We start from the raw sequence: 21,905 nt of genomic DNA, 5'->3' as shown, positions 1-21,905 counted from the left end.
ATTTCAGCACGCTCTTAAACGTGAAAATCCGCGACCCTACTTATAGGGTCGCGGAATTTTATAGGTCAAGCACCTCACTGTCAAGCGATACAAGGAAGATCCTTGATCTTTTTTGTACAGTTAGTGATCATCGGCAAAAGATCTTAAGCGACCTTTTGCCTTATGATTATGCTTTATTCGTCACCGCTTGGAGCAAAACCGCCTAACATGTCTGCATTTAATGCATCAGTTAGTGCTTGTTCTGCGTCTTCAGCAGAAACTGTCGTTTCTTCTTCAACAGCATTAGCTTTGTTCATGCGGTTCTTATGATACGCATAACCAGTACCGGCAGGAATTAGACGACCAACAATTACGTTTTCTTTCAGGCCACGTAAGTCATCTTTCTTACCTGCAACAGCAGCTTCAGTAAGTACACGAGTTGTTTCTTGGAACGATGCAGCAGAAATAAATGATTCTGTTGCAAGCGATGCTTTAGTAATACCTAGCATTAGAGTTTGGAACTCAGCTGGTTCTTTACCTTGCGCTTCCAATTCACGGTTAGCAATTTTAACGCGTGCTACTTCAACTTGCTCACCAGGTAAGAAGTTACTGTCACCAGCTGTCATGATCTCACACTTACGGATCATCTGACGAACAATTACTTCGATGTGCTTATCGTTGATTTTAACACCTTGTAAACGGTATACATCTTGTACTTCGTTAACAATGTAGTTAGCAACATGGTCAATACCACGTAAACGTAAGATATCGTGTGGAGACTCTGGACCATCGGCGATAACTTCACCTTTAAGAACAGATTCACCTTCGAACACGTTAAGTTGACGCCATTTAGGGATCATCTCTTCGTATACTTCACCACTTGGTTGAGTGATTAGTAAACGACGCTTACCTTTAGTTTCTTTACCGAAACCAATGATACCTGTTTTCTCAGCAAGAATTGCAGGCTCTTTAGGCTTACGCGCTTCAAACAAGTCAGCAACACGTGGAAGACCACCGGTAATATCACGAGTTTTTGATGACTCTTGTGGGATACGTGCTAACGCATCACCGATATTAACTTCCGCACCATCTTCAAGGTTAACGATTGCGTTACCAGGTAAGAAATATTGTGCTGGAATTTCAGTACCAGCGATCATTACATCATTACCTTTCTTATCTACTAACTTAACCATTGGGCGCATTTCTTTACCCGCTGTACCGCGCTGTGCAGGGTCAGTGATAACGATACTTGATAAACCTGTTAGTTCATCAGTTTGACGCGTCATGGTTACAGCATCGATAAGGTCAACGAATTGAATCTTACCACCAACCTCAGTAATGATTGGATGCGTATGCGGGTCCCAGTTAGCGATAGTTTCGCCAGCTGCGATATCTTCGCCGTCTGCTTTATTCAAGATTGAACCGTAAGGAACTTTATAACGTTCTTTTTCACGACCTAATTCATCAATAACAGTAAGTTCTGATGAACGTGATGTGATTACTAGTTTCTTCTCTGAGTTAGTTACAAACTTAGCGTTTTGAAGCTTAAGAGTACCAGTATTTTTAACTTGTACGCTGTTTTCAGCAGATGCACGCGATGCAGCACCACCAATGTGGAACGTACGCATCGTTAACTGTGTACCTGGCTCACCGATTGATTGTGCTGCCACAACACCGATTGCTTCACCTTCGTTGATAAGGTGACCACGTGCCAAGTCACGACCGTAACATAATGCACAAATACCAAAGTCAGTATCACAAGTAATAATTGAGCGTACCCAAACTTGATCCACAGAGTGTTCTTCTAGCGTGTCACAATCTGCTTCATCAAGTAGACTGTTACGAGCGAATAGCACGTCTTCAGTACCTGGAATTAATACATCTTGTGCTACTACACGACCAAGAACACGTTCACGTAGAGGTTCTACAACATCACCACCTTCGATAAGTGGAGTCATTAATAGACCTTCTTCGATACCACAGTCTTGTTCAGTTACAACTAAATCTTGTGCTACATCAACTAGACGACGAGTTAAGTAACCCGAGTTAGCTGTTTTAAGTGCCGTATCGGCCAAACCTTTACGCGCACCGTGAGTAGAGATGAAGTATTGTAATACGTTCAAACCTTCACGGAAGTTCGCTGTGATTGGCGTTTCGATGATTGAACCATCTGGCTTAGCCATTAGACCACGCATACCGGCCAACTGACGAATCTGAGCGGCACTACCACGAGCACCAGAGTCAGCCATCATGAAGATAGAGTTGAATGAGTCTTGCTCTTCCATCTCACCGTCGCGGTTTAAGATTGATTCTTTTGATAAGTTGTCCATCATCGCTTTCGAAACTTTTTCGTTCGCAGATGACCAGATATCGATAACTTTGTTGTATTTCTCACCAGCTGTTACTAGACCAGAGTCAAATTGCTCTTGAATTTCAGTAACTTCTTCTTCAGCAGCTTCGATGATAGTGTATTTCGCATCTGGAATTACCATATCGTCGATACCAACAGAAGCACCCGCGATCATCGCGTAGTGGAAACCGGTGTACATGATGTGATCGGCAAACATAACCGTGTCTTTAAGACCAAGGTTACGGTACGCATGGTTAATCAGCGTAGAAATTTGCTTTTTACCTAACGGCTTATTAATAAGCTCGTATGGTAAACCTTTAGGACATACCATCCATAAAAGCGCACGACCAATAGTTGTATCAATCATAGATACAACATCTTCACCATTTACAACTTCAGTGATACGAATTTTCACGCGAGCGTGTAATTCTGCAACTTCAGTACGGTAAGCTTTTTCAGCTTCTTTAACAGAAGTGAAAACCATACCTTCACCTTTACCGTTAACACAATCACGTGTTAAGTAGTAAAGACCTAATACAACATCCTGTGAAGGAACGATGATTGGGTCGCCGTTAGCTGGTGATAATACGTTATTGGTAGACATCATTAACGCACGAGCTTCTAATTGAGCTTCGATTGTTAAAGGAACGTGTACCGCCATTTGGTCACCATCGAAATCGGCATTGTATGCCGCACAAACTAGTGGGTGTAAATGGATTGCTTTACCTTCGATAAGTACAGGTTCGAACGCTTGGATACCAAGTCTATGAAGCGTTGGTGCACGGTTAAGCATAACCGGATGTTCACGGATTACTTCATCAAGTACATCCCAAACTTCACCACCTTCACGTTCAACTAGTTTCTTAGCCGCTTTAATTGTAGTCGCAAGACCACGAGCTTCTAATTTACCGTAGATGAAAGGCTTAAATAATTCTAATGCCATCTTCTTAGGAAGACCACATTGGTGTAAACGTAGTGTTGGACCAACCGTGATTACAGAACGACCAGAGTAATCTACACGTTTACCAAGTAAGTTCTGACGGAAACGACCTTGCTTACCCTTGATCATATCAGCAAGAGATTTAAGAGGACGTTTGTTAGAACCGGTAATAGCGCGACCACGACGACCGTTATCTAATAACGCATCAACAGACTCTTGTAACATACGCTTTTCGTTACGTACGATAATGTCTGGTGCTACTAAATCTAGTAGACGTTTAAGACGGTTGTTACGGTTAATAACACGACGATATAAATCGTTCAGATCAGACGTTGCAAAACGACCGCCATCTAGTGGAACTAGTGGACGTAGATCTGGTGGAAGGATCGGAAGAACCGACATAATCATCCATTCTGGCTTGTTACCAGATTGAGCGAATGCTTCCATTAACTTAAGACGTTTAGTGATTTTCTTACGCTTAGTTTCACTACCAATTTCAGGTAGTTCTTCACGCATTTGATCAATTTCGCCGTTAAGGTCAATTTCTTTTAATAGGGCTAAAACTGCTTCAGCACCCATTTTCGCGTCAAATTCATCACCGTGTTCTTCAAGAGAATCAAGATACTCTTCTTCGGTTAAAATTTGGCTACGCTCTAATGTTGTCATACCAGGTTCGGTAACAACATAAGATTCAAAATATAATACGCGTTCAATATCACGCAATGTCATATCAAGTAATAAACCGATACGAGATGGCAATGATTTTAAGAACCAGATGTGAGCAACAGGGCTAGCTAGTTCAATGTGGCCCATACGGTCACGACGAACTTTAGTTAGCGTTACTTCAACACCACATTTTTCACATATAACACCACGATGCTTAAGGCGCTTGTACTTGCCACATAAACATTCGTAATCTTTCACTGGTCCGAAAATACGGGCACAGAAAAGGCCGTCACGCTCTGGTTTGAACGTACGGTAGTTGATGGTTTCTGGCTTTTTAACTTCACCAAATGACCATGAACGGATCATGTCTGGTGACGCTAGGCCAATTCGAATACCATCGAATTCTTCAGTTTGATTTTGTTGCTTAAGAAACTTAAGTAAATCTTTCACACTTCATCTCCTGTCGGAGTTAACATCTAGGGAGAGCATCATGCCCTCCCCGTATACTGATTAGTCAGCTATTCAGGTTATTCCTGATCCAGTTCGATATTGATACCTAACGAACGGATTTCTTTCAACAATACGTTGAACGATTCAGGCATGCCTGGTTCCATACGGTGATCACCGTCAACAAGGTTTTTGTACATTTTAGTACGACCGTTAACGTCATCTGATTTAACCGTAAGCATTTCTTGTAGAGTGTAAGCAGCACCGTATGCTTCAAGTGCCCATACTTCCATCTCACCGAAACGTTGACCACCAAATTGCGCTTTACCACCAAGTGGTTGTTGCGTAACTAGTGAGTAAGAACCAGTAGAACGTGCATGCATCTTGTCATCAACTAAGTGATTCAGTTTCAGCATGTACATATAACCTACGGTAACAGGACGCTCAAATGCACGACCAGTACGGCCGTCAAATAGAGTGAACTGACCGCTTTCTGGCATATCTGCCAAACGGAATAGTTCTTTAATTTCTTTCTCTGCTGCACCATCAAATGCTGGTGTTGCAATTGGTAAACCTGCACGTAAGTTATCAGCTAAGCGCTTAACTTCATCATCAGAGAAGCTATCGATGTCGACAACTTGACGAGATTCGCCAACTGCATAAACATCTTTTAAGAATGTGCGAAGTTTCGCTAATTCTTGCTGCTCTTTGATCATACGGTCAATTTTCTCACCGATACCGCGACACGCCATACCTAAGTGAGTTTCTAAAATCTGACCGATGTTCATACGTGATGGTACACCTAGAGGGTTAAGCACGATATCTACCGGCTCACCATTCTTGTCATGTGGCATATCTTCCACAGGAACAACGTTAGAAATAACACCCTTGTTACCATGACGACCAGCCATCTTGTCACCTGGTTGTAAGCGACGCTTAACAGCAAGGTAAACTTTAACGATTTTAAGTACGCCTGGTTGTAAGTCATCACCTTGAGTGATCTTACGACGCTTAACTTCATATTTCTTATCAAAGTCAGCTTTGATTGCATCATACTGCTCGGCAATTTGCTCAAGTTCAGTTTGTTGACCTTCATCGCTTAGGCTTTGACTTAACCATTGGTCACGAGACATACCATTAAGGTCAGACTCATTTAAACCAGATGATAATAGAAGTTTCTTAGCACGGGCATAAATACCATCTTCTAAAATGCTGAATTCATCGCCAAGATCTTTCTTAACTTCTTTCAATTGCATTTCTTCAATTTCCATCGCACGAGCGTCTTTTTCAACACCGTCGCGAGTGAATACTTGAACATCGATGATAGTACCTGAAACAGAGTTTGGTACACGTAAAGAGCTGTCTTTAACGTCAGCTGCTTTCTCACCGAAGATAGCACGTAATAATTTTTCTTCTGGTGTTAACTGAGTTTCACCTTTAGGAGTAACTTTACCCACTAAGATGTCGCCGCCGTTAACTTCTGCACCGATGTATACAACACCTGATTCATCTAATTTAGATAATGCAGACTCACCAACGTTAGGGATATCAGAAGTAATTTCTTCTGAGCCTAGTTTAGTGTCACGAGCGATACATGATAATTCCTGAATATGAATAGTAGTGAAACGATCTTCTTTCGTTACACGTTCAGAAATCAACATTGAATCCTCGAAGTTATAACCATTCCAAGGCATGAATGCGATACGCATGTTTTGACCTAGAGCCAACTCACCTAAATCGGTAGAAGGACCATCGGCTAACACGTCACCACGTTGCACTGGTTCGCCAACATTACAAGTTGGACGTTGGTTAATACAAGTATTCTGGTTAGAACGAGTGTATTTAGTTAAGTTGTAAATATCGATACCAGCTTCACCGGCATGCATTTCGTTTTCGTTAACACGAACAACGATACGACTCGCATCTACATAATCAACAACACCGCCACGTTTGGCAACGGCAGTTACACCTGAATCTACAGCAATTGTTTTTTCCATACCGGTACCAACTAAAGGCTTATCAGCTTTTAATGTTGGAACGGCTTGACGTTGCATGTTCGCACCCATCAAGGCACGGTTAGCATCATCATGCTCTAGGAATGGAATTAATGACGCCGCCACAGAGATAATTTGCTGTGGTGATACATCCATATATTGAACTTGCTCTGCAGACATAAGAGTAAATTCATTCTTATGACGACAGTTAACCAAGCCTTCTGCTAATTTCTTATCAGTATCAACTTCAGCATTCGCCTGAGCGATTACAAAGTTACCTTCTTCGATAGCAGATAAGTAATCAATATCATCTGTAACAACACCGTCTACTACTTTACGATATGGAGTTTCTAGGAAACCATAGTCGTTAGTACGGGCATAACATGATAATGAGTTAATCAAACCGATGTTTGGACCTTCCGGCGTTTCGATTGGACATACACGACCGTAATGGGTTGGATGTACGTCACGTACTTCAAAACCTGCACGCTCACGTGTTAAACCACCTGGGCCTAACGCTGAGATACGACGTTTATGAGTAACTTCTGATAACGGGTTGTTTTGATCCATAAACTGTGACAACTGTGAAGAACCAAAGAATTCTTTAACAGCAGCAGAGATAGGCTTAGCATTAATTAAATCTTGTGGCATTACAGCATCAAGATCACCTAATGATAAACGTTCACGAACAGCACGTTCTACACGAACTAAACCAACACGGAATTGGTTTTCTGCCATTTCACCAACAGAACGGATACGACGGTTACCTAAGTGATCGATATCGTCCACTTCACCTTTACCGTCACGAATTGAAATTAACGTTTTCATTACCGAGATGATGTCATCGTTCGATAAGATGCCTGAGCCAGTGCTTTCTGAGCGACCAACACGGCGGTTAAATTTCATGCGACCAACATTTGATAAGTCATAACGTTCTTCAGCGAAGAATAAGTTATCAAATAATGCTTCAGCAGCATCTTTAGTTGGTGGCTCACCTGGACGCATCATACGATAAATTTCTACTAACGCTTCTAAGCGGTTAGTTGAGTTATCAACACGCAAGGTGTCTGACATGTATGAACCACAATCGAATTCATTCATGTATAGAGTGTCAAAAGACTTAAAGCCAGCTTCAGTTAATTCAGCTAATAGCTCTAAGGTTAATTCAGCGTTCGCTTCTGCGATTACTTCACCAGTGCTCTTGTTCACATGTTCTTTAGCAAGTACACGGCCAACAATGTAGTCAGCAGGTACATCTAAGGTAGTAACACCTTCTTTACCTAAAGCACGAATATGACGAGCAGTGATACGACGACCTTGTTCTACAAGTACATCGCCGTTAGGCATTTTGATATCGAACGTTGCAGTTTCACCACGTAAACGTTCTGGAACAAGTTCCATAACTAACTTGTTTTTCTTAATATCAAAACGTGTCGTTTCAAAGAACATCTCTAGAATTTGTTCTGTCGTATATTCTAAGGCACGTAAAATAATTGATGCAGGTAACTTACGACGTCTATCTATACGTACAAATAAGTTATCTTTAGGGTCGAATTCAAAGTCTAACCAAGAACCACGGTAAGGAATAACGCGGGCGTTATATAACACTTTACCTGATGAGTGGGTTTTACCTTTATCGTGATCGAAGAAAACACCCGGAGAACGGTGTAATTGCGAAACAATAACACGTTCAGTACCATTAATAACAAAGGTACCATTTTCCGTCATTAATGGGATTTCGCCCATGTAGACTTCTTGTTCTTTAATATCTTTAACTGTACCGGCTGCGGCTTCTTTATCGTAAATTACCATGCGTAATTTAACACGTAGAGCGGCAGAGTAAGTTACACCGCGAATTTGACATTCTTTTACATCAAATAACGGTTCACCTAAACGGTAACTAACATACTGTAATTCTGAATTACCAGAATAACTTTTTATTGGAAATACGCTACGGAAAGCGGCTTCAAGGCCGACTGCACCCGTTGCATCGATATCAATAAACTTGCGGAAAGATTCTAATTGGATAGACAGCAGGAATGGATAATCCATTACCTGAACACTTTTGCCAAAGTCCTTTCGAATACGCTTCTTCTCAGAATAAGAGTAAACCATGGGTTCCTCATCTAGCTGGTTATGGCCAAATCTGACTCAAATAAGTCAGGAATAAAACTAATTAAAAACCAAAAAATAACTCCGTTAAATTTTGGTTAATAATCAATAATGCACTGTTTTGATTCAAAAAAGAACCAAAATATTGAAATGGTTAAAATTCCATCTCTTTTAGCGCAAAAAGGCCGGTGATATAAATCACCAGCCATTGCCTAATTTAGGCAGCTAATCTGTATAAATACAGATTATTTGATCTCAACAGTTGCGCCAGCAGCTTCAAGATCAGCTTTAAGAGCTTCAGCTTCAGCTTTCTCAACGCCTTCTTTGATAGCTTTAGGAGCGGCTTCAACCATCTCTTTAGCTTCTTTAAGGCCAAGACCTGTAGCGCCACGAACAGCTTTGATTACAGCAACTTTCTTCTCACCGAAAGAAGTCATTACTACGTCAAATTCTGTTTGCTCTTCAGCAGCACCACCAGCGTCAGCTGCAACAGCAACACCAACAGCAGCAGTTACGCCGAATTTTTCTTCCATTGCTTCAACTAAAGCAACAACATCCATTACAGACATGTCTGCAATTGCGTTTAAAATATCTTCTTGAGAGATAGACATAATGTTTTTCCTATTTCTTTAAAACAGCTAATACGCTGTTATATAACTATATAAATATAAGCTAACAGCGTAATTATGCTGCTGCTTCTTCTTTCTGATCGCGAACTGCAGCAATAGTGCGAGCAAGTTTGCCTGCAGATGCTTCTTTCATAACGCTCATTACACGTGCAATAGCTTCGTCGTAAGTAGGTAATTTCGCTAGTAGCGAGATTTCTACAACGTTGCCTTCAAATGCTGCCGCTTTAAGTTCAAAGTTTTCGTTAGATTTAGCGAAATCTGTGAACAAACGTGCTGCAGCACCTGGGTGCTCGTTTGAAAATGCAATTAGTGAAGGACCAACTAATGTATCAGAGATACATGAGAATTCAGTTCCTTCCAATGCGCGACGTGCTAACGTGTTACGAACAACCTTCATCCATACACCGTTTTCACGAGCTTCTTTACGCAAAGTAGTAATTGCTTCAACTGTTACACCGCGAGAATCCACGATTACAGCTGATTGAGCGCCAGTAGCAGCTTCTTGAACTTCAGCAACAATTGCTTTTTTATCATCAAGATTGATAGCCATTGGCTTTAACTCCTGGTTTCACCGGACGAATCCGATATTTAAAACTCCTAAGGTAATCATTCACCTTAGGCCATTACGGCGAGAGCCAGAAATTTAGGAAAATATCTGGGTAATCACCATCTACGTAGGACATTAAGTTGTCAGCGCCATACTCATAAAGTACTTAAGGGTTTAACAACACCTACGGTCTTGGACGGGAGCTGAATATCTAAAAAGACACCAGCACCTACCAAATTTTTAGGGGCGAAATTATAGTCTAATTTCTACCCCATGTAAAACGCTAAATTAAGCGATTTTCAACGAGTTTTGAGCGATGGCAACACCAGCACCCATAGTTGTTGATAAGCTAATTTTTGCAAGATACGCACCTTTCGCTTGAGCAGGCTTAGCTTTAGTAAGCGCAGCAAGTAAAGCTACTAAGTTTTCTTCCAATTGAGCGTTTTCAAAGTCAACCTTACCGATTGTAGAATGGATGATACCATTCTTGTCATTACGGTAACGAACCTGACCAGCTTTAGCATTTTTAACTGCAGTAGCAACGTCTGGAGTAACAGTACCAACTTTAGGGTTAGGCATTAAACCACGAGGACCTAATACTTGACCTAGTTGACCTACAACACGCATTGCGTCTGGAGTAGCGATAACAACGTCAAAGTTCATTTCGCCAGCCTTAACTTGTTCAGCTAAGTCTTCCATACCGATAATGTCAGCACCAGCTTCTTGAGCCTTCTCAACATTTGCGCCTTGTGTAAATACTGCAACGCGTACGTCACGACCAGTACCATTTGGTAATACTGTAGCGCCACGAACGTTTTGATCAGATTTACGTGCATCAATGCCTAGCTTAACAGCTACATCAACACTTTCTCTAAAGTTAGCAGTTGCTAATTCTTTAAGAAGTGTGATTGCTTCATTGATTTCATATTCTTTTAATACGTCTACTTTTTCACGGATAAGACGAGCGCGTTTTGATAATTTAGCCATTGATTAATCCTCTACCACTAAACCCATTGAACGAGCAGAACCCGCAATGGTACGCACTGCAGCTTCAAGTGAGCCAGCAGTTAAATCAGGTTCTTTAGTCTTAACGATTTCTTCAAGTTGTGCAGTAGTTACTGTACCAACTTTTTCTGTGTTAGGACGGCCTGAACCACTTTTGATACCAGCAGCTTTCTTAAGTAAGTAAGAAGCAGGTGGAGTTTTTGTTTCAAAAGTGAAAGAACGATCGTTGTATACAGTAATAACTACTGGTACTGGAGCGCCTTTTTCTAAAGAATCTGTTTTTGCGTTAAACGCTTTACAGAATTCCATGATGTTTACACCGTGTTGACCTAGTGCAGGACCAACTGGTGGTGACGGGTTAGCTGCACCGGCAGCAACCTGTAGCTTGATTAGAGCTTGGACTTTTTTAGCCATGGTTTTTATACCTTTAGTATGGGTTCGAACGCTATTAGTTAAAACAGCTCCCCGTTAACAAAAAACGATTCTATCTGTCCCCAAATAAAATCGGCAGCGGATTATATATTAACCAGAGGCAAATGTGCAAGGATGAATTGTAATTTTGTTTAAAAAAAGGGCAAAAAGTGGGTAAGTAGGGAAAATAAACGGTTTTATTAAAGCAGGCCCGCCAAACCAACAAATAAAATCCAACTGCCTAAAAACAGTTTTAGTTTTTGTGGCCCTAAAGCTTGAGCGATAAACCTGGCAACAAGTGCGCCAACCATTGCCCCCGGCGCAGCAAATAGCAGAACATCTAAATTGATTAATTGTTCGCTAATAAAGTATGGAATACCACTTAGAACGGATATAGAAGAAACAACCACTCCGGCGGCAACTGAAAACATAACTGAAAATCCCCGCAATAGGAGAATTACGGCAAGAATTTCTCCTATACCTACTGAAATCCATGCTGTGATGATTCCACCAATAAAACTGGTGACAGCGATGAGTAACAGCTCTGGTTTAGTTAATTGTTTAACACCGCGGTGCGTTGAACGTTTCCCTAGATAAACACAGTGATATAGCACAACAATACCAAATATTAATGAGAATACACTAAAGATAGTATTTATGGAGGTGACGGGGAGTAAGTGAAAGTATTGAACTAGCCATATACCCGCAATAGACATTGGCACGCTACACGCTAATGTTTGATATAAAAGATTAACCCTTTCAATTTTTTGTTTACTGTCGCCATTAAAAAATATTAACCAAGAAATGCTCCCTACAGTCATCCCAAAACATTGAATAGCAAAACTTGTAGCAATAACCTCATCAATTGCCATTCCTAAGGCATTAAACGAAGGTACAAAAACAACACCACCGCCAGCACCTGTTGAGTTTGCGGTTATTGCCCCGCCGATCCCTAAAAAGAAAAAACCCAAAAAATCACTGACTAATTGCAACGGGTTAGTTTGGTTCCATAGTAATACAGCCCAAAATGCAACAAGGCTTAATGTAGCCAAAATTGTTGCTCTACGGTATTTTATGGAGATAAGACTAGATAACATAAGTGTTTAACGATAAATAATAATTATTAGGATAACAAGCTCAAACGCTATTTTTTATGTTCATTCACCCTGACGCAACATCTCTTAATCTGTCTAGCGTGATTTGCATTCGCTCATCCCTAAGTCTTTACAAATCTAAAACCATCCATGGTGATTTGCATTATTTCATCCCTGAACGTAACCCTCTCTAAAGGCTGTCCCTGCCTGTCGAGGATAAGTATATCCATATACAAAAAAACCAGAGCATTGCTCTGGTTTTTTTTATTCATTTTGAAAAAGTTTTAACCTTTTTCTACCTGAGCAAACTCAAGTTCAACTGGTGTAGAACGACCAAAGATAGATACCGATACTTTAATACGGCTCTTCTCGTAATCAAGTTCTTCAACAACACCGTTAAAGTCTGCAAATGGTCCGTCAATAACACGAACAACTTCGCCTGGCTCAAACAATGTTTTAGGTCTTGGTTGGTCAACAGACTCTTCAAGACGTTGTAATATGCGATCAGCTTCTTTTTGAGAAATAGGTCTAGGGCGATCAGTAGTACCACCGATGAAACCTAATACACGAGGTACGCTTTTAACTAAATGCCAAGCTTCAAGATCATCAGGAAGCATTTCGATTAACACATAACCTGGGAAGAATTTACGTGCGCTTTTACGCTTTTGACCAGCGCGCATTTCAACAACTTCTTCAGTAGGTACGAGAATTTGACCAAACTTGTCTTCTAAGCCTTGAATTTCAATGTGCTCTAAAAGAGTTTTTTGTACACGAGCTTCATAACCAGAAAACGCTTGTACAACATACCATCTTAATTTTCTATCTTCAGACATAAATTACACCTGTAACGAAGTGATAAAGTTTACAATAGCAAATAATGCGCTATCTAAGCCCCATAAAATAAGAGACATAATCATGGTTGCTACAAGAACAATAGCAGTTGTTTGAATAGCTTCCTGTCTAGTTGGCCAAACAACTTTACGTACTTCAGTACGAGATTCCTTAGCGAAAGAAACTGCATTACGACCTTTTGTAGTCTGCATAGCAATAAAGCCAGCAATAACTACTGCCGCTACTACAGCACCAGCTCTTACAAGAACTGACATTTCACCGTAATAATAATTACCAAAAACGGCACCACCTAAAAGTAGGAAAACTAAAACCCACTTTACTGAATCTAGAGAACCACTAGTTTGGTTTTCTGCACTTGCATTCATAACTTCTAACCTGTTCCTGTCAATAGGACAAAACTACCCCGTCTAACGACGAGGTTTGGATAATATGGCAGGGGTGGAGAGATTCGAACTCCCAACATTCGGATTTGGAATCCGACGTTCTGCCATTGGAACTACACCCCTAAATTTCATACCTTAAAAAGGTACACATACACTTGTCATGCGGTTCTTAGATTTTGTTTGGAAAATTAAGATTAACATCAGAAGTGAGGGGCTATTATACGTTGTAAAATCTATTACTCAAGTGAAAATTGGTGATCAACAGAGGAAAACTAAAAAAAGAAGCGAGGGGCGAGAAACGAACCGCTGCGTTTTCCTTTTTGTTCATTGTTTTGACTCAAAAAATAGTGCCGTTGAAAAACAGAGATCCTGAAATAAATTCAGGTAAAAGGTCTCGTTTCTCGTTTCTCGTTTTTCGTTTTTCGTTTTTCGTTTCTCGTTTCTCGTTTCTCGTTTCTCGTTTCTCGTTTCTAATTTTTACCCAATAAAAAAGGCCGCGTTAGCGACCTTTCTTTAGTGTTCTATAAATTATCGATATTAGTCGATGATTTTAGATACAACACCAGCACCAACTGTACGGCCACCTTCACGGATAGCGAAGCGTAAACCTTCTTCCATCGCGATTGGGTTGATTAGCTCAACAACAAACTTAAGGTTGTCGCCAGGCATTACCATTTCAACACCTGCAGGAAGCTCTACAGCACCTGTGATATCTGTTGTACGGAAGTAGAACTGTGGACGGTAACCTTTGAAGAATGGAGTATGACGACCACCTTCATCTTTACTTAACACGTATACTTCTGATTCGAATTTAGTGTGTGGGTTAACTGAACCAGGCTTACATAATACTTGGCCACGTTGTACTTCTTCACGCTTAGTACCACGTAATAAAACACCACAGTTTTCGCCAGCACGACCTTCGTCAAGAAGCTTACGGAACATTTCAACACCAGTACATGTAGTTACTGTTGTGTCTTTGATACCTACGATAGCAACTTCGTCACCTACACGTACGATACCACGTTCAACACGACCTGTTACAACCGTACCACGACCTTGGATTGAGAAAACATCTTCGATTGGAAGAATGAAGTCACCATCGATTGCACGCTCTGGCTCTGGAATGTAAGAATCAAGTGCGTCAGCAAGTTCAACTACTTTCTCTTCCCATTTAGCTTCACCTTGAAGTGCGCCTAATGCAGAACCTTGGATTACTGGTAAGTCATCACCTGGGAAATCGTATTCTGAAAGAAGTTCACGAACTTCCATTTCTACTAATTCTAATAACTCTTCGTCATCAACCATGTCACATTTGTTCATGAAAACAATAATGAATGGAACACCAACTTGGCGAGATAGTAAGATGTGCTCACGTGTTTGTGGCATAGGACCATCTGTAGCAGCAACTACTAAGATAGCACCATCCATTTGTGCAGCACCAGTGATCATGTTTTTAACGTAATCGGCGTGACCTGGACAGTCTACGTGTGCGTAGTGACGTGTATCTGTATCGTACTCAATGTGAGAAGTATTGATTGTAATACCACGCTCGCGCTCTTCTGGAGCGTTATCGATTTGTGCGAAATCTTTAACTTCACCACCGTGTACTTTTGTAAGTACAGCTGAGATTGCAGCAGTTAATGTTGTTTTACCGTGGTCAACGTGTCCGATTGTACCTACGTTTACATGTGGTTTCGAACGTTCAAATTTTTCTTTAGCCATTGTTAAATACCTTTAAAATAATTGTAAAATGTGTTTATTTTTTAAGGTAAAGACGAAAGATAGATATTGAAGAAGCAACTTCAGGGGGTCCAGGGAATGGTGCTAATAGGCAGATTCGAACTGCCGACCTCACCCTTACCAAGGGTGCGCTCTACCAACTGAGCTATATCAGCGCTTATAAAAATATGGAGCGGACGGCGAGAATCGAACTCGCAGCTTTAGCTTGGAAGGCTAAGGTATTACCACTATACGACGTCCGCATATCTATTAGACTATCTTTACAATAAAAAATGGTGGAGGGAGGTGGATTCGAACCACCGAAGGCTGAGCCGTCAGATTTACAATCTGATCCCTTTGGCCACTCGGGAACCCCTCCAATATTTTTTAACACTTTGGAAAGTGTATTAATGGTGCCGTCTGCCGGAGTCGAACTGGCGACCTACTGATTACAAGTCAGTTGCTCTACCAACTGAGCTAAGACGGCACTGCATTAAGTGGAGCGAATTCTAGATGAATGTTTTGCACCATGCAATAGCTAAATTAAAAAAAGTGCGCTTTTTTTTCTAGTTGCTGTTTTTTCAGTCGAATTTGTAATAAAAATATTAATATTTTAACGAAATACCCACAAGGTTTAACCAGTTAAGTTTTTATAGAAATCGTTGCATACCAACAAAGACTAAATTTTCTACATAAGTTGCATTAAACTGTCCAAGTCGATTTAACTCAGCGCCATTACCGCCGGTAAAAACAACCCTTTCGATAGAGTAGTCAGTATCTTTTGTCATGGCCACAGCACCATGCACCGCAGCAGTCGCAGTAGACCAACAACCTAAGTTAACGTTGTCACTGGTGCTTTTTCCAAACGCCAACACATCAATCGTGCTTTGCTCAGCAAATACTTTATCGGTATTTTTAAACAGCGCTTGCATCATCATATCCACGCCAGGAATGATCCAGCCACCCTGGTGTTGTTTTTCCTTGTCGACTAGGTCAAAAGTGATCGCGGTACCAGCATCTACAATTAAAAGGTTTTCATTTGGGTATAGAAATTGTGCACCAATAACGGCTAACCAGCGGTCAGCCCCCATAGTTGCATAATTTTCGTAGCTGTTTTTAATGCCAAAAGATTCAGCTTCAGTTTTTAAGTCTTTAATTTGGATATCTTGTAAGTCAGCCCAAGTATGTATTTCTTTTGAAAACAGCTGATTAGAAACAGAGGAAATGAGTATCGAAGATATATGGTCAAAGCTGCTTAATAATTTTAAAAAATCAAACGTTGAGCAATGATTAATTTTAGATAAATGCTTATTTTCAAGCAGCGCATATTTGACTCGAGTATTACCTACATCAATTAACAGTTCCATTAAACACCCCGTAGACTTACTTCGCCGCCATAAATTGGTTGCTGTTTGCCATTTACTTCTAATAATAACGCACCGCTGCTGTTTATACCTTTGCAAATGCCCCGTGTTTCTTTATTGCCAGTTAATAATTTAACTTGTTTATTATAGAAAAAATCTTGTCGCTGCCAGTCATCCAGCATTGGTGCCAAACCAAACTGGTGATGTTGCTCTAATCGTTCACTTATTTTTGCAATCAACTGAGCAGAAAGCATATTTCTATCAACATCATGATTTAACTCAGTCGACAAATCAGTCCAAGGTTGGTCAATCTGATCAGCACTTTGTTTTGGCATATTAATATTTAACCCTAAGCCAATAACACAATTGCCAGGGCCAATGCTTTGCCCTTCTAGCTCGACAAGAATTCCTGCAAGTTTTTTACCATTTACGTAAATGTCATTAGGCCATTTTAATTGCACTTCAAGCTCATATTCTTGCTGCAATACATCGCTAACGGCAATCCCCACGACTAACGAAATCCCCATAGCAGCAGACATCCCTTGTTCTAGATACCAATACATAGATAAATATAAATGCGAGCCAAACGGTGATATCCATTCTTTACCTCTGCGACCTCTACCTGCTGATTGAAACTCTGAAACACAAGTTTGGCCGTGTGTAACATTGTTTGGTAACCGTCGCATTAAATATGAGTTAGTAGAATCAATAATGCTATGAACTTCGATTAGATTCTTGCGATTAAGATTTGTTAGCTCATTGGTAATTTTTTGCGAGTCTAATAGAGTAATACTTTGGGCTAACTTATAACCTTTACCTTGTACTGAAAATATATCAAGGCCCATTTCTGTTAACACTTTTACGTGTTTTGAAATTGCGGTTCTACTTACATTTAACTGCTCTGCTAAATGCTGACCTGAAATAAATTGGCCATCCGCTAATTGACGAATTAATTCTTCTCGCACTACTTTTGCCATTAATTAATATCTTCTATGAGTTGTTCACCTTGTGCTGAAATTAACCTGACTTCAGGTTCAAGGTCTACATTAAATATTTGTTTTACTGTTTTTTGTACATGTCGAGCAAGCTCGATCACGTTCTTACCCGTGGCGTTATTGTTATTAATTAACACTAACGCTTGTAATGTATGTACAGCAGCGCCGCCAATGGCAACTCCTTTTAATTGGCTTTCTTGTATTAACCAGCCCGCTGCAAGTTTCATATCAGTGCCATTTGCAGGGTAGGCCGGAAAATTTGGATATTGAGCCTTAATAGCAGCAAAAGTTTGATGGTTAACAATTGGGTTTTTGAAAAAACTACCTGCATTAGGGATACGTTTTGGATCAGGCAGTTTACTTTCCCGGATGGCGATAACCGTATCAAAAACTTGTTTCGGAGTAGGGTTTTCTCCTAGCTCGTTCAAGCCTTGATACTTCAACGTAGGGACCCAAGTTTTACTTAGCTTTATTCCAACAGCAACAACAACGCCTTTATTTTTCAGTGCGCCCTTAAAAATACTGTCGCGATAGGAAAACTGACAATGTTCAGCCGACATTCTGATAGTTTTCAAACTTTGAAAATCAAACCAATCAACATAATCACATACATTGGCAAACTCTACTCCGTATGCACCAATATTTTGAATCGGTGCAGCACCACAGTTGCCGGGGATTAATGCTAAATTTTCAAGACCGGGCATGTTTGAAGTTAAACAGTACTTTACTAACTCATGCCAATTTTCGCCACTGGCAACATGCAGATAAAAATTATTTTCATCATCTCTAACATCAATACCACGCAGGTCTGGACAGAAAATTGTGCCCAGATAATTTTCGATGAATAATGAGTTGCTGCCGCCACCTAAAATATAGAATTGTTCAGGTAAGTTTTGCGCAAAAATTTTAACCTGCTCTATGGTTTCAGCAAAAATGAGCTCTTTGGCTGACACATCTAAGGCAAAACTGTTCAAATCTTTAAGTGGATAATTTTTGTGGTGCATGGAATTAGCGTCTAATGTTCAATTAATTAGATATTAAACTAGAAACCAGAAACTAGAAACTAGAAACGAAAAGCAATTCACCTTTTAAGGTTCTCTATAAACAAAAAAGAGGCCGAAGCCTCTTTCAAAGTAGTTGTTTATCTACTTATGGTACGGTTTACTAAATTTGTGGACCGCGTCAATAAAATAACCAGCATGTTCAGGATTTACATCTGGGTGTATACCATGACCTAGGTTAAATACATGGCCAGTGCCTGTATCACCAAAGCCATTCAATATGGTTTGTACTTCTTGCTCAATTCGCTCTTTAGGTGCGTATAGCATTGAAGGGTCCATATTACCTTGTAGTGCAACTTTATCGCCTACTCGAGCTTTGGCGTCTTCAATGTTAATAGTCCAATCTAGACCTACAGCATCACAGCCAGTAGCTGCAATAGACTCTAGCCACATGCCACCATTTTTAGTGAATAGCGTTACAGGTACTTTACGACCATCATTTTCACGGGTTAAACCGTCAACAATTTTAGCCATGTATTGTAATGAGAACTCTTTATACATTGCCGGGCTTAGTACACCACCCCAAGTATCAAATACCATTACAGACTGAGCACCAGCTGCAATTTGTGCATTTAAGTAGGTGATAACTGAATCGGCAAGTTTATCAAGTAATAAATGTAATGTTTGAGGCTCTGCAAACATCATTTTTTTAATTTTAGTAAACGCTTTTGAACTTCCGCCTTCAACCATATAGGTGGCAAGTGTCCAAGGGCTACCTGAGAAACCGATTAAAGGAACTTCGCCTTTCAATTCTTTACGAATAGAACGTACTGCATTCATTACGTATTGTAATTCGCCTTCAGGATCTGGGTGACCAATCTTTTTAACGTCTGCCGCGCATGTAATTGGGCGTTCAAACTTAGGGCCTTCGCCTGTTTCAAAATATAGTCCTAAACCCATAGCATCAGGAATAGTTAATATGTCACTAAATAAAATGGCAGCATCTAGAGGAAAACGACGTAAAGGTTGAATAGTCACTTCAGTTGCAAGTTCTGTGTTACGGCAAAGGGCCATAAAATCACCGGCATCTTTACGAACTTCTTTATACTCTGGTAAATACCTACCTGCTTGACGCATCATCCAAACGGGAGTGTAATCAACTGGTTGGCGTAAAAGGGCTCTCAGATAAGTGTCATTCTTTAATGTTGTCATTTTAATACTTGAAATGCTGTTAGATAATTATGGCCGCCATTCTACCCAAAGTTCATCACAGTTACTATGATCTTGGACAAACTTTATCGCAAATTCAAAAAGAATGTGCTTATACCCGTCCCACTTCAAGGTGCAGGTTTCAGAGTATTTGAGCAATGCCAATACAAGACGCAGTTTTGAAGATATGGTTATTCCCTTTCAAAGGGCTGCAACGATGTAGTGGGATTACTCAAGGGCTTCTTCGATGGGTTTAAAAGCAATTTATGTCGCGTTATTAATTTTAACAATGGAACAACATTCTCTAAATTTAATGCCTTGCCTAAATTGCTTTTAACTCCCACTGAAATCCAGCATCTTGAGGTGGAACGGGTATACAGGTTAAGCAAAAGTAAAAAGCTTTATTTTGATTAAATTGTAAAAAAGTGTTGCACAAACGAAAATGCTTTGTTATAAACTTTACACGCTTTAAAGAATAACTAATAAGAAGCTAGTTCAACTAGACCATACAGCGAGCATTTCAGGCCTTAACTTTGTTAAGGCCTTTTTATTTCCAGTTTTTTTCCTACAATAAATAATCACTTATGCAGTCTATACTCAATCATAGACTGTACAAGGGATACGAAGGAATGACGAAATTATTATTACTTTTTATATTGTGTTTTAGCACTAACGTTTATGCGCTCAGCAGCAAAGGCCATTGGTTAGTTTGTCAACTTGCCTTCGAAAATCTCCCTTCCACTCAAAAAGATGCGTTAGCAAAATTAACCAATCATTTTCCAGTTAAACAACAGCAGCAAATAAACACATATTTAAATCGAGACGCTAACTTTAAAGTGACGTTTGCAGATGCGTGTAGTTGGGCCGACGCTATTCGAAATGATGTCCAGTATTCATCTTTCAAAAGCTGGCATTATGTAAATGTTGCAAGAGATCAAATAAGCGTAAACGATGATGCCTGCCATGGCCATTGTATTATCGATGCTATTACACACCACCAGCAACAATTTATAAATCGAACTTCTTCTGTTGAAAAAATACAAGCACTGCTATTTTTAGCTCACTGGATTGGCGACCTTCATCAGCCTCTACATGTTAGCTTTAAATCAGATCTCGGCGGAAATAAAATTAAAGTAGTCGATAAAATTAATTCGAATAAGCACATGTGCAAAAACCTTCATCAAGTTTGGGACAGGTGCTTGTTAGGCCAAAGCAGCAAAAACACATTATTAAACAGCAATAAAGATTTACTCCCCGCTTCTCCTGTCGACTACCTCACTACTGATAATATCTTATTTTGGGCAACCCAATCTTTAACAATTAGTAGAAGTAAAATTACTGGCTATTGCAAGCAGTTCAGCAGCAATTTGACATGTAGTTCTTCACATCAAGCTATTATTTTCGATCACGGATATTACAACCAAAACAGGCCTATATTGATAAAACAGATTAAACTTGCTTCCCTAAGGCTAAATTTATTTTTAGCTGAGCATTTATAATTTATATAATGAAAATATACGCTTAGAAAAAAATGTGCTGTTCAATTGATGATATTTGAGTTTGAGCTCTAATTTGAATGTAAAATAAATGTTGCAATCTTCATTAAAATTCAGTGTTATATAGTTAATCTCATAGTCTTCGCAAAGAATACCGGAGGGACAATGTTAAGTCGTTTAGAACAAGCACAACAACAATGGGGCGGTTCATTATCTGCCATCGACAACTGGTTAACTGAACGTCAAGATGTTCTGGTTGGTTATTGCCAATTAGCTGGATTACCTCCTTTTGATCAAACCGATAAAGCCTTACCAAACCGTAATGAAATTCAATCTTTTTGCCAATTATTAATGGACTATATGTCAGCAGGTCACTTTGAAGTTTTTGATCAGGTGGTTGCTCAATGTAAAAAAAATGGTCCTAACTCACTGGCATTAGCACAACGAATTTATCCTAACATTGCAAAGACAACTGATTTTGGCTTAACGTTTAATGATAAATATGCAGATATCAACTCAGATGAAATTTTAGATGGTTTTGATCAAAGCCTATCGGCGTTAGGACAGTTTTTAGAGGATAGATTTGAGTTAGAAGATCAGCTAATAGAAGCGCTTTATACGAATCATTCATAAACGCAGAGTCGATACTAATAATACCTCCCAGAAATGGTATATTGATTATTAAGTCAGAGCGGCAATAACAAATATTATT

At 39.9% G+C, this 21,905-nt stretch carries 16 protein-coding genes and 5 tRNA genes; 2 read left to right on the top strand and 19 right to left on the bottom strand.

Annotation, left to right across the window (positions count from 1 at the left end):
- Positions 1-173 precede the first annotated feature (173 nt).
- The 19 genes from rpoC to hemE form a co-directional block, all read right to left on the bottom strand.
- On the bottom strand, positions 174-4,385 hold the full coding sequence (gene rpoC / locus RI845_RS02345) for a DNA-directed RNA polymerase subunit beta' (protein WP_348388154.1): 4,212 nt from the start codon (positions 4,383-4,385) through the stop codon (positions 174-176).
- Between the two features lie 77 nt (positions 4,386-4,462).
- Positions 4,463-8,491: a DNA-directed RNA polymerase subunit beta gene (gene rpoB / locus RI845_RS02340; RefSeq protein WP_348388153.1), complete on the bottom strand. Its 4,029-nt coding sequence runs from the start codon at positions 8,489-8,491 to the stop codon at positions 4,463-4,465.
- 242 nt (positions 8,492-8,733) lie between these two features.
- Positions 8,734-9,099 carry a 50S ribosomal protein L7/L12 gene (rplL, locus tag RI845_RS02335; protein ID WP_348388152.1) on the bottom strand — a complete coding sequence of 122 codons (366 nt, stop codon included), beginning with the start codon at positions 9,097-9,099 and terminating at the stop codon, positions 8,734-8,736.
- A 73-nt stretch (positions 9,100-9,172) separates the two neighbouring features.
- Positions 9,173-9,667, bottom strand: a complete 495-nt coding sequence (gene rplJ, locus RI845_RS02330; protein WP_348388151.1) for a 50S ribosomal protein L10 — start codon at positions 9,665-9,667, stop codon at positions 9,173-9,175.
- A gap of 285 nt (positions 9,668-9,952) precedes the next feature.
- Positions 9,953-10,651, bottom strand: a complete 699-nt coding sequence (gene rplA / locus RI845_RS02325; RefSeq protein WP_348388150.1) for a 50S ribosomal protein L1 — start codon at positions 10,649-10,651, stop codon at positions 9,953-9,955.
- A gap of 3 nt (positions 10,652-10,654) precedes the next feature.
- Entirely contained in the window at positions 10,655-11,083 is a 429-nt protein-coding gene (rplK, locus tag RI845_RS02320) for a 50S ribosomal protein L11 (RefSeq protein ID WP_033078701.1), read from the bottom strand.
- 197 nt (positions 11,084-11,280) lie between these two features.
- Positions 11,281-12,132, bottom strand: coding sequence for a sulfite exporter TauE/SafE family protein (locus RI845_RS02315; RefSeq protein WP_348388149.1), 852 nt, complete (start codon positions 12,130-12,132; stop codon positions 11,281-11,283).
- A 326-nt stretch (positions 12,133-12,458) separates the two neighbouring features.
- Complete coding sequence (gene nusG / locus RI845_RS02310) at positions 12,459-13,007, bottom strand: transcription termination/antitermination protein NusG (RefSeq protein ID WP_348388148.1); 549 nt, start codon at positions 13,005-13,007, stop codon at positions 12,459-12,461.
- Positions 13,008-13,010: 3 nt separating this feature from the next.
- Positions 13,011-13,391 (bottom strand): preprotein translocase subunit SecE, encoded by a 381-nt coding sequence (secE, locus tag RI845_RS02305; RefSeq protein ID WP_348388147.1) that lies wholly within the window; start codon positions 13,389-13,391, stop codon positions 13,011-13,013.
- A 65-nt stretch (positions 13,392-13,456) separates the two neighbouring features.
- Positions 13,457-13,532, bottom strand: a tRNA-Trp gene (locus tag RI845_RS02300).
- A gap of 414 nt (positions 13,533-13,946) precedes the next feature.
- Positions 13,947-15,131 carry an elongation factor Tu gene (gene tuf / locus RI845_RS02295; RefSeq protein ID WP_348388146.1) on the bottom strand — a complete coding sequence of 395 codons (1,185 nt, stop codon included), beginning with the start codon at positions 15,129-15,131 and terminating at the stop codon, positions 13,947-13,949.
- 97 nt (positions 15,132-15,228) lie between these two features.
- Positions 15,229-15,304: transfer RNA gene (locus RI845_RS02290), tRNA-Thr, on the bottom strand.
- Positions 15,305-15,317: 13 nt separating this feature from the next.
- A tRNA-Gly gene (locus RI845_RS02285) sits at positions 15,318-15,391 on the bottom strand.
- A 31-nt stretch (positions 15,392-15,422) separates the two neighbouring features.
- Positions 15,423-15,507 (bottom strand) — tRNA-Tyr (locus tag RI845_RS02280).
- Between the two features lie 32 nt (positions 15,508-15,539).
- Positions 15,540-15,615, bottom strand: a tRNA-Thr gene (locus RI845_RS02275).
- 163 nt (positions 15,616-15,778) lie between these two features.
- The gene (locus RI845_RS02270; RefSeq protein WP_348388145.1) at positions 15,779-16,495 is read right to left on the bottom strand and encodes a type III pantothenate kinase; all 717 of its coding nucleotides are present in this window, start codon (positions 16,493-16,495) and stop codon (positions 15,779-15,781) included.
- Positions 16,495-17,469 (bottom strand): bifunctional biotin--[acetyl-CoA-carboxylase] ligase/biotin operon repressor BirA, encoded by a 975-nt coding sequence (birA, locus tag RI845_RS02265; RefSeq protein WP_348388144.1) that lies wholly within the window; start codon positions 17,467-17,469, stop codon positions 16,495-16,497. Before birA ends, RI845_RS02270 begins: the two co-directional genes overlap by 1 nt.
- A complete protein-coding gene (murB, locus tag RI845_RS02260) occupies positions 17,469-18,491 on the bottom strand; it encodes a UDP-N-acetylmuramate dehydrogenase (RefSeq protein ID WP_348388143.1) in 1,023 nt (340 codons plus the stop codon). The genes birA and murB overlap by 1 nt, the downstream gene beginning before the upstream one ends.
- Before the next feature lie 141 nt (positions 18,492-18,632).
- Positions 18,633-19,700, bottom strand: a complete 1,068-nt coding sequence (gene hemE / locus RI845_RS02255; RefSeq protein WP_348388142.1) for a uroporphyrinogen decarboxylase — start codon at positions 19,698-19,700, stop codon at positions 18,633-18,635.
- A gap of 626 nt (positions 19,701-20,326) precedes the next feature.
- Between hemE and RI845_RS02250 the strand changes: the two genes are divergently transcribed.
- Together RI845_RS02250 and rsd are read left to right on the top strand one after the other, a co-directional pair.
- Positions 20,327-21,196 (top strand): S1/P1 nuclease, encoded by an 870-nt coding sequence (locus RI845_RS02250; protein WP_348388141.1) that lies wholly within the window; start codon positions 20,327-20,329, stop codon positions 21,194-21,196.
- 162 nt (positions 21,197-21,358) lie between these two features.
- Positions 21,359-21,826, top strand: coding sequence for a sigma D regulator (gene rsd / locus RI845_RS02245; RefSeq protein ID WP_348388140.1), 468 nt, complete (start codon positions 21,359-21,361; stop codon positions 21,824-21,826).
- The last annotated feature ends 79 nt before the right edge of the window (positions 21,827-21,905 follow it).

Origin of the sequence: Thalassotalea nanhaiensis (assembly GCF_031583575.1) — a bacterium.
GTDB lineage: Bacteria > Pseudomonadota > Gammaproteobacteria > Enterobacterales > Alteromonadaceae > Thalassotalea_A > Thalassotalea_A nanhaiensis.
Note: the sequence above shows the minus strand (reverse complement) of the source record. Positions and strands in the feature narration are given on the sequence as shown.

Coding starts and splice junctions, on each gene's coding strand:
- birA (WP_348388144.1), bottom strand. CDS start 17,469: ATGGCAAAAGTAGTGCGAGAAGAATTAATTCGTCAATTAGCGGATGGC.
- rplA (WP_348388150.1), bottom strand. CDS start 10,651: ATGGCTAAATTATCAAAACGCGCTCGTCTTATCCGTGAAAAAGTAGAC.
- rplJ (WP_348388151.1), bottom strand. CDS start 9,667: ATGGCTATCAATCTTGATGATAAAAAAGCAATTGTTGCTGAAGTTCAA.
- RI845_RS02270 (WP_348388145.1), bottom strand. CDS start 16,495: ATGGAACTGTTAATTGATGTAGGTAATACTCGAGTCAAATATGCGCTG.
- secE (WP_348388147.1), bottom strand. CDS start 13,391: ATGAATGCAAGTGCAGAAAACCAAACTAGTGGTTCTCTAGATTCAGTA.
- RI845_RS02250 (WP_348388141.1), top strand. CDS start 20,327: ATGACGAAATTATTATTACTTTTTATATTGTGTTTTAGCACTAACGTT.
- tuf (WP_348388146.1), bottom strand. CDS start 15,131: ATGGCTAAAGAAAAATTTGAACGTTCGAAACCACATGTAAACGTAGGT.
- hemE (WP_348388142.1), bottom strand. CDS start 19,700: ATGACAACATTAAAGAATGACACTTATCTGAGAGCCCTTTTACGCCAA.
- rplK (WP_033078701.1), bottom strand. CDS start 11,083: ATGGCTAAAAAAGTCCAAGCTCTAATCAAGCTACAGGTTGCTGCCGGT.
- rpoB (WP_348388153.1), bottom strand. CDS start 8,491: ATGGTTTACTCTTATTCTGAGAAGAAGCGTATTCGAAAGGACTTTGGC.
- murB (WP_348388143.1), bottom strand. CDS start 18,491: ATGCACCACAAAAATTATCCACTTAAAGATTTGAACAGTTTTGCCTTA.
- rsd (WP_348388140.1), top strand. CDS start 21,359: ATGTTAAGTCGTTTAGAACAAGCACAACAACAATGGGGCGGTTCATTA.
- nusG (WP_348388148.1), bottom strand. CDS start 13,007: ATGTCTGAAGATAGAAAATTAAGATGGTATGTTGTACAAGCGTTTTCT.
- rplL (WP_348388152.1), bottom strand. CDS start 9,099: ATGTCTATCTCTCAAGAAGATATTTTAAACGCAATTGCAGACATGTCT.